The organism is Streptomyces turgidiscabies Car8 (assembly GCF_000331005.1).
Lineage (GTDB): Bacteria > Actinomycetota > Actinomycetes > Streptomycetales > Streptomycetaceae > Streptomyces > Streptomyces turgidiscabies.
This window is the reverse complement of sequence record NZ_AEJB01000357.1, coordinates 1-12,218: the sequence shown is the minus strand read 5'-3', so window position 1 is coordinate 12,218 and position 12,218 is coordinate 1. Positions and strand designations below refer to the sequence as shown.

Here is a 12,218-nt window from a genome sequence, read left to right as displayed (position 1 = left end):
CTTCCGCTTTTCTGTGCCAACCGGACCCGCGCGCGAAGTTTCGGTTGCGCCCGTACCCGCGCCCCCGAAGGGGCGCGGGGAACTGCGCGACCAGCCACGACGAACCCGCGGCCCAAGTCACCGCACCCTGCGGAGCTGCTAGCGCTGCTCGACCGGCACGAAGTCCCGCTCGACAACGCCCGTGTAGATCTGGCGCGGGCGGCCGATACGCGATCCCGGCTCCTTGATCATCTCGTGCCACTGGGCGATCCAGCCCGGGAGGCGGCCGAGGGCGAACAGGACCGTGAACATCTCGGTCGGGAAGCCCATCGCGCGGTAGATGAGGCCGGTGTAGAAGTCGACGTTCGGGTAGAGGTTGCGCGAGACGAAGTACTCGTCGGAGAGCGCGTGCTCCTCCAGCTTCAGCGCGATGTCCAGCAGCTCGTCGGACTTGCCGAGGGCCGAGAGGACGTCGTGCGCGGCAGCCTTGATGATCTTCGCGCGCGGGTCGAAGGACTTGTACACCCGGTGGCCGAAGCCCATCAGGCGGACGCCGTCCTCCTTGTTCTTCACCTTGCGGATGAAGGAGTCGACGTCGCCGCCGTTCGCCTTGATGCCTTCCAGCATCTCCAGCACGGACTGGTTGGCGCCGCCGTGCAGCGGGCCCCAGAGCGCGGAGATACCGGCCGAGATCGACGCGAACATGTTGGCCTGCGAGGAGCCGACCAGACGGACCGTCGACGTCGAGCAGTTCTGCTCGTGGTCGGCGTGCAGAATCAGCAGCTTGTCGAGGGCGGAGACGACGACCGGGTCGAGGTCGTACTCCTGCGCCGGCACCGAGAAGGTCATACGGAGGAAGTTCTCGACGTAGCCGAGGTCGTTGCGCGGGTAGACGAACGGGTGACCGATCGACTTCTTGTACGCGTACGCGGCGATGGTCGGAAGCTTGGCGAGCAGCCGGATCGTCGAGAGGTTGCGCTGCTTCTCGTCGAACGGGTTGTGGCTGTCCTGGTAGAAGGTCGACAGCGCGGAGACGACCGACGACAGCATCGCCATCGGGTGCGCGTCACGCGGGAAGCCACGGTAGAAGTTCTTGACGTCCTCGTGCAGCAGGGTGTGCTGCGTGATCTCGTTCTTGAAGACGGAGAGCTCGTCCACGGTCGGAAGCTCGCCGTTGATCAGCAGGAACGCCACCTCGAGGAAGGTGGAGCGCTCGGCGAGCTGCTCGATCGGGTACCCGCGGTACCGAAGGATGCCCTGCTCGCCGTCGAGGTAGGTGACCGCGGATTTATAGGCGGCGGTGTTGCCGTAGCCGCTGTCCAGAGTTACGAGACCGGTCTGAGCGCGGAGCTTCCCGATGTCGAAGCCCTTGTCGCCGACGGTGCTGTCGATCACCGGGTAGGTGTACTCGCCGTCGCCGAACCGCAGTACTACAGCGTTGTTGGTGTGCTCGCTCACGTCATCCCTCACCGACGTTGTGCCTCTTCTTCGAGGTGCCCTGACTGTCTCTACCATCCCCCATTTGGCGCAGGAGAGTGCACTCGGGGTCGACCATTGGGCCTATTGGCGGCACTGAGTGCCGCCAAGCTACTCATCCTGCCCCCCTTCGCCCTGGTTCCGGAAGTGCCCTGTGAGCTTTGTGACTCATTTGATCGATCATTTTTTTGCCATGGCCGCGACGGCACGACGGTCATGGCGGACATGACGGTCACGAACGCAGTCTGTGGTCCAGTGCCGTGCAGCGCCGCCCCGCCGACACCGTGCGCACCGCCTGGCCTATCGCCTTGCGTGAACCGACCAGGACGACCAGCTTCTTCGCCCGGGTGACGGCCGTATACAAGAGGTTGCGCTGGAGCATCATCCACGCGCCCGTGGTGACCGGGATGACCACCGCCGGGTACTCGCTGCCCTGGGAGCGGTGGATGGTCACCGCGTACGCGTGGGCGAGTTCGTCCAGCTCATCGAAGTCGTACGGCACTTCCTCGTCCTCGTCCGTCAGCACCGTGAGTCGCTGTTCCACCTCGTCGAGGGAGGTGACGACGCCTACGGTGCCGTTGAAGACGCCGTTCTCGCCCTTGTCGTAGTTGTTGCGGATCTGGGTGACCTTGTCGCCGATCCTGAAGACCCGGCCGCCGAACCGCTTCTCGGGGAGGCCCGGGCGCCCCGGTGTGATCGCCTGCTGGAGCAGCCCGTTGAGGTTGCCGGCGCCCGCCGGGCCCCGGTGCATCGGCGCGAGCACCTGAATGTCCCGCCGGGGGTCCAGGCCGAACTTGGCCGGAATTCGCCGTGCGGCCACCTCCACGGTGAGTCGGCCCGCCTCCTCGGTGTCGTCCTCGACGAAGAGGAAGAAGTCCCTCATGCCGTCGGTGACCGGATGCTGCCCGGAGTTGATCCGGTGCGCGTTCGTCACGACGCCCGACTGCTGGGCCTGCCGGAAGACCTTGGTGAGCCGGACGGCGGGGATGGGGCTGCCGTCGGCCAGCAGGTCCCGCAGGACCTCGCCCGCGCCGACACTGGGGAGTTGGTCCACATCCCCGACGAACAGCAGATGCGCACCCGGTGCCACCGCCTTCGCCAGCTTGTTGGCGAGCAGCAGGTCCAGCATCGAGGCCTCGTCCACCACCACCAGGTCGGCGTCCAGGGGGCGGTCCCTGTCGTAGGCCGCGTCGCCGCCGGGTTTCAGTTCCAGAAGGCGGTGGACGGTGGAGGCCTCTGCGCCGGTGAGTTCGGCGAGGCGTTTGGCGGCGCGGCCCGTCGGGGCGGCGAGGACGACCTTGGCCTTCTTGGCGCGAGCCAGTTCGACGATGGAGCGGACCGTGAAGGACTTGCCGCAGCCGGGGCCGCCGGTGAGGACGGCGACCTTCTCCGTCAGCGCGAGCCGGACGGCCGCCTCCTGCTCGGGGGCGAGATCGGCCCCCGTACGCCCCTGGAGCCAGCTCAGCGCCTTGTCCCAGGCCACGCCGTGGAAGGCGGGCATCCGGTCCTCGCCGGTGCGCAGGAGGCGCAGCAGCTGGGCGGAGAGGGAGAGTTCGGCGCGGTGGAAGGGGACCAGGTAGACCGCTGTCACGGGTTCCGAGTCTCCGTCGGGGCCGGGGACCTTCTCCCGTACGACACCCGGGTCCTCGCCCTCCTCGGGGGGCGCCGCGAGTTCGGCGAGGCACTCGATGACGAGGCCCGTGTCGACCTGGAGGAGCTTCACCGCGTCCGCGATCAGCCGTTCCTCGGGGAGGTAGCAGTTGCCCTGGTCGGTGGCCTGCGAAAGGGCGTACTGGAGACCTGCCTTGACGCGCTCGGGGCTGTCGTGCGGGATACCGACGGACTGGGCGATCTTGTCGGCGGTGAGGAAGCCGATGCCCCAGACGTCGGTGGCGAGGCGGTAGGGCTGGTTCTTGACGACCGAGATCGAGGCGTCGCCGTACTTCTTGTAGATACGCACGGCGATGGACGTGGAGACCTCCACGCTCTGGAGGAAGAGCATGACCTCCTTGATCGCCTTCTGTTCCTCCCAGGCGGCGGCGATCTTCTTCGTGCGCTTGGGGCCGAGGCCCGGCACCTCGATGAGCCGCTCGATCTCCTCCTCGATGATCCGGAGGGTGTCCAGGCCGAAGTGCTGGGTGATCCGGTCGGCGAAGACCGGGCCGATGCCCTTGACCAGGCCCGAGCCGAGATAGCGGCGGATGCCCTGGACGGTGGCGGGCAGGACCGTCGTGTAGTTCTCGACAGTGAACTGCTTGCCGTACTGCTGGTGTGAGCCCCAGCGGCCCTCCATGCGCAGCAACTCCCCGGCCTGGGCGCCCAGCAGCGCGCCCACGACCGTGAGGAGGTCACCGGCGCCGCGCCCGGTGTCGACCCGGGCGACCGTGTAGCCGTTCTCCTCGTTGGCGTACGTGATCCGTTCCAGGACGCCTTCGAGGACGGCCAGGTGCCGTTCCCCCTGTGCCGTCTGCTTCGGACCGCCCGCCTGATTCGACATGATCCGACGCTACCGTCCGGCACCGACAGGCCGCGGGGAGCTGTGGACAACGCCCCCGAAGGCGTTCAGCCCACGGCGGACGTGAGGTGGTCGATCACCTTCCGGAAATCGTCCGTCGGGGAGAACTCCACCAGTTCGCTGTCCTCCAGCGCCACCGGGACATGGCCGGGCCCCCAGTAGTAGGCCTGACCCGCCTCGTACGTCTCGTCGCCCTCGTCGGTGCGCATCAGCAGCCGGCCCTTGAGCAGATAGCCCCAGTGCGGGCACTGGCAGGCGTCACCGGGCAGGCCCTTGAACGCCGGGCCCATGTCCGCCCCTTGCGGCAGGGTCACATAGCCGACCGAGAAGCCTCCGCCGATCACCTGCGTACGCAGCACGACGCCGTCGCCTTCGAGCGCGATGGGAACGTCGGTCCGAGTCGCTGCCGTCATGACTCCTCCGCTCCGGCCCGTGAGGACCTGGTCGGCCGGCGGGAACTTCTCCGTACGTCCAGCCTGGCACCGGTCCCCCGGCGTCCGCGACCGCACGGTGGAGGGCTCCGAGGTGGTCAGGCGCGGGCGCTCGTCCCGGTGCCTCGCATCACGATCCTGTATCGGGAATCGGCCAGGGGCTTGTCTACGTCCGTGTAATCGATTCCAATCTGTCTTCAGTCGGTCGTGTAAACGATTCCACACGACTACGGAGCCACAAGGAGGTGGTCCGGCGATGGCGAGCATCAAGGACGTCGCCGCCGAGGCGGGCGTGTCCGTCGCCACGGTGTCGCGGGTTCTGAACGACCATCCGTCGGTCAGCGCGGACGCACGCGCACGCGTACTGGCCGCCGTCGAGGCGCTGGGCTACCGCCCGAACGCCGTCGCCCGTTCCCTGCGCACCGACCAGACCCGCACCCTCGGCCTGGTCATCAGCGACGTGATGAACCCCTACTTCACGACCCTGGCCCGCTCGGTCGAGGAGGAGGCCCGCGCCCTCGGCTACAGCGTGATCATCGGCAACGCCGACGAACGCCCCGACCTCCAGGACCACCACGTACGGACCCTGCTGGACCGCCGTATCGACGGCCTCCTCGTCTCCCCCACCGACGGCGGCTCCCCGCTGATGCTGGACACCGCGCGCGGGGGCACCCCGATGGTCTTCGTGGACCGCTGGATCCCGGGCGTGGACGTACCGGTCGTACGGGCGGACGGGCGCACGGCGGTCCGTGATCTCGTCTCGCATCTGCACGGGCTCGGGCACCGGCGCCTCGCGATCATCGCGGGCCCGGCGGCCACCACCACCGGCAGTGAGCGCGTCGAGGCCTTCAGGGAGGCCCTGGCCGAGTACGGGCTGCCGCTCCCCGACGCCTACATCGGGCAGGGCGACTTCCAGGCCGAGAGCGGGCGCCGGGTGACGGACGTCTTCCTCGATCTGGCCGAGCCGCCCGAGGTCGTCTTCGCCGCCGACAACCTGATGGCGCTGGGCGCGCTGGACGCCGTACGCGCGCGTGGGATGCGTGTTCCGCGGGACATCGCGCTCGCGGCCTTCGACGACATCCCGTGGTTCGTGCACACCGATCCGCCCGTCACGGCCATCGCGCAGCCGACCGGTGAACTGGGGCGGGCCGCCGTCCGGGCGCTGGTCGACATGATCGAGGGCCGGCCCCCGCAGTCCGTGACGCTGGCCGCGCACCTCGTCGTACGGCGGTCGTGCGGTGCGCCGGCTCCCCCAACTCCCTCTGTACAGCCCCCCGTGACGAACAGGAGCCAGTCGTGAGCAACCACAACGAGTTGCTGCGCATCGAAGGCATACGGAAGTCCTTCCCCGGCGTGGTCGCGCTCGACGGCGTCGACTTCCAGCTGCGCCGGGGCGAGGTGCACGTACTGCTCGGTGAGAACGGCGCGGGCAAGAGCACCCTCATCAAGATGCTCTCCGGCGCCTACCGCCCCGATGCCGGCCGGATCCTCGTCGACGGCGAGGAGACCCGTATCCACGGGGCGCAGGACTCCGAGCGGCTCGGGATCGCCACCATCTACCAGGAGTTCAACCTGGTCCCCGATCTGACGGTCGCCGAGAACATCTTCCTGGGCCGGCAGCCGCGTCGCTACGGAATAATCGACCGGAAGCGGATGGAGGCCGACGCCGCCGTGCTCCTGGAGCGCGTGGGTGTGAACGTGTCTCCACGCGCGCGGGTGCGTGAACTCGGTATCGCACGGCTCCAGATGGTCGAGATCGCGAAGGCGCTGAGCCTGGACGCGCGCGTGCTGATCATGGACGAGCCGACCGCCGTACTCACCTCCGAAGAGGTCGAGAAGCTGTTCGCCATCGTGCGCAGCCTGCGCGAGGACGGTGTCGGGATCGTCTTCATCACCCATCACCTGGACGAGATCGCCGCCCTCGGCGACCGGGTGACGGTGATCCGGGACGGGAAGAGCGTCGGGCAGGTGCCCGCCGACACGCCCGAGGACGAGCTCGTACGGCTCATGGTCGGACGGTCGATCGAACAGCAGTACCCGAGGGAGGCCACCGAGGCGGGCACCGCCCTTCTCACCGTGCAGGGGCTCAGCCGGGACGGCGTCTTCCACGACGTCAGCTTCGAGGTGCGGGCCGGTGAGGTCGTCGGCATCGCGGGGCTGGTCGGGGCCGGGCGTACGGAGGTCGCACGGGCGGTGTTCGGCGCCGATCCGTACGACAAGGGGTCCGTGTCCGTCGCGGGCGCCGACGTGCGCGGGAGCGATGTCGGGGCCGCCATGGCCGCCGGGATCGGACTCGTGCCCGAGGACCGCAAGGGGCAGGGGCTGGTCCTCGACGCCTCGGTCGAGGAGAACCTCGGCCTGGTCACCCTGCGGGCCGCGACCAGGGGCGGGCTGGTCGACCTCAAGGGGCAGCGGGCCGCCGCCGCGAAGGTCGCCGAGCAGCTGGGCGTACGGATGGCCGGGCTCGGCCAGCAGGTGCGCACCCTCTCCGGGGGCAACCAGCAGAAGGTCGTCATCGGCAAGTGGCTGCTCGCGAACACCAGGGTGCTGATCCTCGACGAGCCGACGCGCGGTATCGACGTCGGTGCCAAGGTCGAGATCTACCAGCTGATCAACGAACTGACGGCCGCCGGCGCCGCCGTACTGATGATCTCCAGCGATCTGCCCGAGGTGCTCGGTATGAGCGACCGGGTGCTGGTGATGGCACAGGGCCGGATCGCCGGTGAACTCACGGCCGCCGAGGCCACCCAGGACTCCGTGATGGCGCTCGCCGTCAGCACGAACATCAACACGAACAACAACTCCGTGAACGAAGTGGAGGGCTCCCGTGGCCACTGACACGCTCAAGAGGCCGACGGGCGCGAGTGGCGCCACGAGCGGCCTGCGCCGCGTCCTGCTCGACAACGGGGCGCTCACCGCGCTCATCGTCCTCGTCATCGCGATGTCGGCGCTGTCCGGCGACTTCCTGACGACGGACAACCTGCTCAACGTGGGTGTCCAGGCGGCCGTGACCGCCGTCCTCGCCTTCGGCGTCACCTTCGTGATCGTCTCGGCGGGCATCGACCTGTCGGTCGGTTCCGTCGCCGCGCTGTCGGCCACCGTCCTTGCCTGGGCGGCGACTTCGGAGGGCGTGCCGGTCGCGACAGCGGTCGTCCTGGCCGTCCTCACCGGCATCGCGTGCGGCCTGGTCAACGGCTTCCTGATCTCGTACGGCAAACTGCCGCCGTTCATCGCGACGCTCGCCATGCTGTCGGTGGGGCGCGGGCTGTCCCTGGTGATCTCGCAGGGTTCGCCGATCGCGTTCCCCGACTCGGTCTCGCACCTCGGTGACACGCTGGGCGGCTGGCTGCCGGTGCCCGTGCTGGTGATGGTGGCCATGGGGCTGATCACCGCGTTCGTCCTCGGCCGTACGTACCTGGGCCGTTCCATGTACGCGATCGGCGGCAACGAGGAGGCGGCCCGGCTGTCCGGGCTGCGGGTGAAGCGGCAGAAACTGGCGATCTACGCGCTGTCCGGGCTGTTCGCCGCAGCCGCGGGCATCGTGCTCGCGTCGCGGCTGTCCTCCGCGCAGCCGCAGGCCGCACAGGGGTACGAGCTGGACGCCATCGCGGCGGTCGTGATCGGCGGGGCGAGTCTGGCCGGTGGTACCGGTAAGGCGTCCGGGACGCTGATCGGTGCGCTGATCCTGGCGGTGCTCAGGAACGGCCTCAACCTGCTCTCGGTGTCCGCCTTCTGGCAGCAGGTCGTCATCGGTGTCGTGATCGCTCTGGCGGTGCTGTTCGACACCGTGCGCAGGAAGAGCGGCGCGACGGTGGCGCCGGCCGGGGCGGCCGGTGGCGGTGACCGGCGCAAGCAGGCTCTGACGTACGTGCTGGCCGCTGTGGTCGCGACGGCGGTCGTGGGTGCGACCTCGCTGCTGCACAGCGGCTCGTCGTCCGCGACGAGCCAGAAGGTCGGCCTGTCCCTGTCGACGCTGAACAACCCCTTCTTCGTGCAGATCCGGGCCGGTGCCCAGGCCGAGGCCAAGAAGCTGGGGGTGGACCTGACCGTCACGGACGCCCAGAACGACGCCTCCCAGCAGGCCAACCAGTTGCAGAACTTCACCAGTTCGGGCCTCGGGGCGATCATCGTCAACCCGGTGGACTCGGACGCGACGGGTCCCGCCGCGCGGGCCGTGAACAAGTCCGGTATCCCGCTCGTCGCGGTCGACCGGTCGGTCAACAACGCGGACACGGCCACCCTCGTCGCCTCCGACAACACGGCCGGCGGCAGGCTGGCCGCGAAGTCGCTCGCCGAGAAGCTGGGCGGCACGGGCACGATCGTCGTCCTCCAGGGCCAGGCGGGCACCTCCGCGAGCCGTGAGCGCGGCGCCGGCTTCACCGAGGGGCTGAAGGCCTACCCGGGCATCAAGGTCGTCGCCGAGCAGCCCGCCGACTGGGACCGCACCAAGGGCCTCGACGTCATGACCAACCTCCTCCAGGCCAACCCCGGCATCAGCGGTGTCTTCGCCGAGAACGACGAGATGGCACTCGGCGCGATCAAGGCGCTGGGCGGCAAGGCCGGCACGTCGGTGCAGGTGATCGGCTTCGACGGTACGCCGGACGGGCTGAAGGCGGTCGCCGACGGTTCGCTGTACGCGTCGGTCGCCCAGCAGCCCAAGGAGCTCGGCAGAATCGCCGTGGAGAACGCGCTGCGGGTCGCCGAGGGCAAGGACGTCGAGAAGGCGGTGATGGTGCCGGTGAAGGTCGTCACGAAGGAGAACGTGGCGGCGTTCGGCGGCTGAGCGGGCTCGCCGCTGAAGAGTGGGCAGGCCGCCGGACCCGGTGGAGCGACCGAACTGGGCATTTGGCCGTCTGACCGACCGTCAGCCGGTACAACTGATCTGTATGGGGAGACTGTTCATGTACGACTACGACCTGCTGGTCGTGGGATCGGCCAACGCCGACCTGGTCACCGTGGTCGAGCGGCGGCCCGCGGCCGGTGAGACGGTGCTCGGCTCCGACCTGGTCGTCCACCCGGGGGGCAAGGGCGCCAACCAGGCGGTCGCCGCCGCCCGGCTGGGGGCCCGTACGGCGCTGCTGGCGCGAGTCGGCAACGACGGCCACGGCCGCCTGCTGCTCGACTCGCTGGTGGACGCCGGCGTCGACACGGTGGGCGTACTGGTCGGCGGGGCACCGACCGGGGTCGCGCTGATCACCGTGGACCCGTCGGGCGACAACAGCATCGTGGTGTCGCCGGGCGCCAACGGGCGGCTGGTGCCCGAGGACATCCAGGCCGCGGGGAGCCTGTTCCAGGCGGCGCGGGTGGTGTCGGCACAGCTAGAGATTCCGCTGGAGTCGGTCGTCGAGGTCGTACGGAACCTGGCTCCCGAGAGCCGGTTCGTGCTGAACCCGTCGCCTCCCCGTCCGCTGCCGCGCGAAGTCCTCTCGGCCTGCGACCCGTTGATCGTGAACGAGCACGAGGCCCGGGTGATCGCCGGTGCGGACGCCGAGCTGGGCGACTCGCCGGAGGACTGGGCGAAGACGCTGCTCGCGCTCGGGCCGCGCTCGGTCGTCATCACCCTGGGCGCGCGGGGCGCACTGGTCGCCGTACGGGCCGGGGAGCGGGTACGGGTGCCGTCGGTGCCGGTGGAGGCCGTGGACACGACGGGGGCGGGCGACGCGTTCACCGCCGCACTGGCGTGGCGGCTGGGCGCGGGCGAGTCGTTGGCCCAGGCGGCGGCCTACGCGGCCCGGGTGGGCGCGGCAGCGGTGACGCGGGCCGGCGCCCAGGTGTCGTTCCCGACGGCCGAGGAGGTCGAGGCGCTGTGCTGTGCCTCCCCGGGGGACGACCCCCGGGCCCCCGGCCGCGAAAACAACCCGGGACAGTCGACCGGCGAGGCCTCGCGAGGTGAGTTCCAGTGAAGCGCGGGGGGATCCTGAACCGTCATCTCGCGGGCGCGTTGGCCGAGCTGGGCCACGGTGACGGGGTGCTGGTGTGCGACGCGGGTATGCCGATACCGGCCGGGCCGCGTGTCGTGGACCTGGCCTTCCGGGCCGGGGTGCCGTCGTTCGCGGAGGTGCTCGACGGGTTGCTGACCGAGCTGGTCGTCGAGGGTGCCACGGCGGCGACGGAGGTACGGGAGGCGAATCCGGGGGCCGCGAAGCTGCTGGACGGGCACTTCCCCGAGCCCGCCGCCCTCACGCTCGTCCCGCACGAGCGGCTCAAGGAGCTGTCGGCGGGGGCACGGCTGGTCGTACGGACAGGTGAGGCCCGCCCGTACGCGAACGTGCTGCTGCGGTGCGGGGTCTTCTTCTGAGCCCGGCTCGACGGGCGTGGGGCTTCAGAGACGACTTCGGAGACCGGCTTCAGAGACCCGTACGGGTGAACGTCACATGCGTGACTCCGGTGGGCGAGGAGGTGGCCTCGACCGCGTAGTCCTTCTCCACGCCCTCCAGTCCCTCCCAGAGGCGTACGCCTCGGCCGAGCAGGACCGGGACGACCACGGTGTGCAGTTGGTCGACGAGCCCGGCGGCGAGGAAGTCACGGACCACGGTGGGCCCGCCGCCGATGCGGACGTCCTGGCCGCCCGCCGCCTCGCGGGCCGCGTCGAGCGCCTCGGCGGGCGAGGTGTCGAGGAAGTGGAACGTCGTGCCGCCCTCCATCTCGATCGACGGGCGCGGGTGGTGGGTGAGGACGAAGGTCGGTGTGTGGAACGGGGGGTTGGGTCCCCACCAGCCCTTCCACTCCGGGTCCTCGTGCCAGCCGGGCGGGCCGAACTTGCCGGCGCCCATGATCTCGGCGCCGATCCCGGGCGCGAACTGCTGGGCGAAGGCATCGTCGATGCCCCCGGTCCCGCCGGGCGAGCCGGTCATCTCGTGCCAGAACCGGGTGGTGAACATCCACTGGTGCAGCCTCTCGCCGGCATGGCCGAACGGCGCCTCCAGGGTCTGCCCCTCGCCGGTGCCGAAGCCGTCGAGCGAGATGGTGAAGTTGTGGACGCGGACGAGTGACATGGCCGGCGGCTCCGTTCCTGCGGCTGGTGGGGTGGCGGGACCTCAAGGTAGCCGGAGGCGGTGTCGCCCGCCGGTTGATTCAGCTTGGTCGCGTGTGGTTCAACATTGAGGGGGGGCGCGTACTTCACCGGGCACACCCGGCTGTTGCGCGACGCTATTACGTTCACCGAGGCGGGGAAGCCGAGCACCGCGGCCGTCATGTTCTCGGACGTCATAAGCGCGGGGGCGCTGTCCAACCGGGATACCGGCTTCTTCAACGCGCGGCGGGCGGCGGCGTTGGCGCTCAGCGGTGAGCCGGACGAGGCGGCCCGAGTAGGGAAGTCGTCGGCGGAAGTCGCCCACGACATGAAGTCGGAGCGGACAGTGCGGGTGCTGGGCGAAGTACTCCAGACCCTCGACCGTTGGCGCACCCGTCCGGCGGTGCGGGAGTTCCGTGAGGCTCTGTCGGCATGAACTGACCTTGTTGGTTGGGGGACCAATGAACGTCGATGACTGGTCAGCGATATCGAGCGTTGCGTCAGTGGTATTGGCGTTGGCGGCGATTGCTATCGCCGTACGGGCTCACCAGACGGAGCATCGGCGATCCAGATTTGAGACCGCTCGGAGCCTGCTCCAAGAACTCAACTCTGGTGAGACGGTGGCTGTCCGCCACAATATGGCACGACTCCACTACGGTCACCAACACGAACAGACTCCTGATTTGAGCGATCCAAGCGAGGTGCGCTTGCACTTCGGCGCCTACTACACGATGTTGTGGTGTTTCGAGAGAATCGAAGCAGGGCGAACGTCTCTCGTTGCAGTCGCCGTCGCTACGGTCGTGAT

Annotated in this window: 10 protein-coding genes; 6 read left to right on the top strand and 4 right to left on the bottom strand. The window is 69.3% G+C overall.

Annotation, left to right across the window (positions count from 1 at the left end):
• Positions 1 to 138: 138 nt before the first annotated feature.
• From STRTUCAR8_RS23830 to STRTUCAR8_RS23820, 3 genes are all read right to left on the bottom strand, one after another.
• Positions 139 to 1,437 carry a citrate synthase gene (locus tag STRTUCAR8_RS23830; protein ID WP_044472755.1) on the bottom strand — a complete coding sequence of 433 codons (1,299 nt, stop codon included), beginning with the start codon at positions 1,435 to 1,437 and terminating at the stop codon, positions 139 to 141.
• A 250-nt stretch (positions 1,438 to 1,687) separates the two neighbouring features.
• Positions 1,688 to 3,952 (bottom strand): SF1B family DNA helicase RecD2, encoded by a 2,265-nt coding sequence (recD2, locus tag STRTUCAR8_RS23825; protein ID WP_006378513.1) that lies wholly within the window; start codon positions 3,950 to 3,952, stop codon positions 1,688 to 1,690.
• A 65-nt stretch (positions 3,953 to 4,017) separates the two neighbouring features.
• On the bottom strand, positions 4,018 to 4,383 hold the full coding sequence (locus tag STRTUCAR8_RS23820) for a cupin domain-containing protein (RefSeq protein ID WP_006378512.1): 366 nt from the start codon (positions 4,381 to 4,383) through the stop codon (positions 4,018 to 4,020).
• 274 nt (positions 4,384 to 4,657) lie between these two features.
• Between STRTUCAR8_RS23820 and STRTUCAR8_RS23815 the strand changes: the two genes are divergently transcribed.
• From STRTUCAR8_RS23815 to rbsD, 5 genes are all read left to right on the top strand, one after another.
• Positions 4,658 to 5,701, top strand: coding sequence for a LacI family DNA-binding transcriptional regulator (locus STRTUCAR8_RS23815; RefSeq protein ID WP_006378519.1), 1,044 nt, complete (start codon positions 4,658 to 4,660; stop codon positions 5,699 to 5,701).
• A complete protein-coding gene (locus STRTUCAR8_RS23810; protein ID WP_006378516.1) occupies positions 5,698 to 7,239 on the top strand; it encodes a sugar ABC transporter ATP-binding protein in 1,542 nt (513 codons plus the stop codon). Before STRTUCAR8_RS23815 ends, STRTUCAR8_RS23810 begins: the two co-directional genes overlap by 4 nt.
• A complete protein-coding gene (locus STRTUCAR8_RS23805; RefSeq protein WP_006378510.1) occupies positions 7,229 to 9,184 on the top strand; it encodes an ABC transporter permease/substrate-binding protein in 1,956 nt (651 codons plus the stop codon). The genes STRTUCAR8_RS23810 and STRTUCAR8_RS23805 overlap by 11 nt, the downstream gene beginning before the upstream one ends.
• Positions 9,185 to 9,302: 118 nt before the next feature.
• A complete protein-coding gene (locus tag STRTUCAR8_RS23800; RefSeq protein WP_006378511.1) occupies positions 9,303 to 10,304 on the top strand; it encodes a ribokinase in 1,002 nt (333 codons plus the stop codon).
• Positions 10,301 to 10,699, top strand: a complete 399-nt coding sequence (rbsD, locus tag STRTUCAR8_RS23795) for a D-ribose pyranase (protein WP_006378509.1) — start codon at positions 10,301 to 10,303, stop codon at positions 10,697 to 10,699. The genes STRTUCAR8_RS23800 and rbsD overlap by 4 nt, the downstream gene beginning before the upstream one ends.
• A gap of 49 nt (positions 10,700 to 10,748) precedes the next feature.
• On the opposite strand, the gene STRTUCAR8_RS23790 is transcribed toward rbsD, so the two are convergent.
• On the bottom strand, positions 10,749 to 11,396 hold the full coding sequence (locus tag STRTUCAR8_RS23790) for a dihydrofolate reductase family protein (protein ID WP_006378515.1): 648 nt from the start codon (positions 11,394 to 11,396) through the stop codon (positions 10,749 to 10,751).
• A 144-nt stretch (positions 11,397 to 11,540) separates the two neighbouring features.
• Between STRTUCAR8_RS23790 and STRTUCAR8_RS23785 the strand changes: the two genes are divergently transcribed.
• Complete coding sequence (locus tag STRTUCAR8_RS23785; RefSeq protein ID WP_241784700.1) at positions 11,541 to 11,849, top strand: hypothetical protein; 309 nt, start codon at positions 11,541 to 11,543, stop codon at positions 11,847 to 11,849.
• Positions 11,850 to 12,218: the final 369 nt, after the last annotated feature.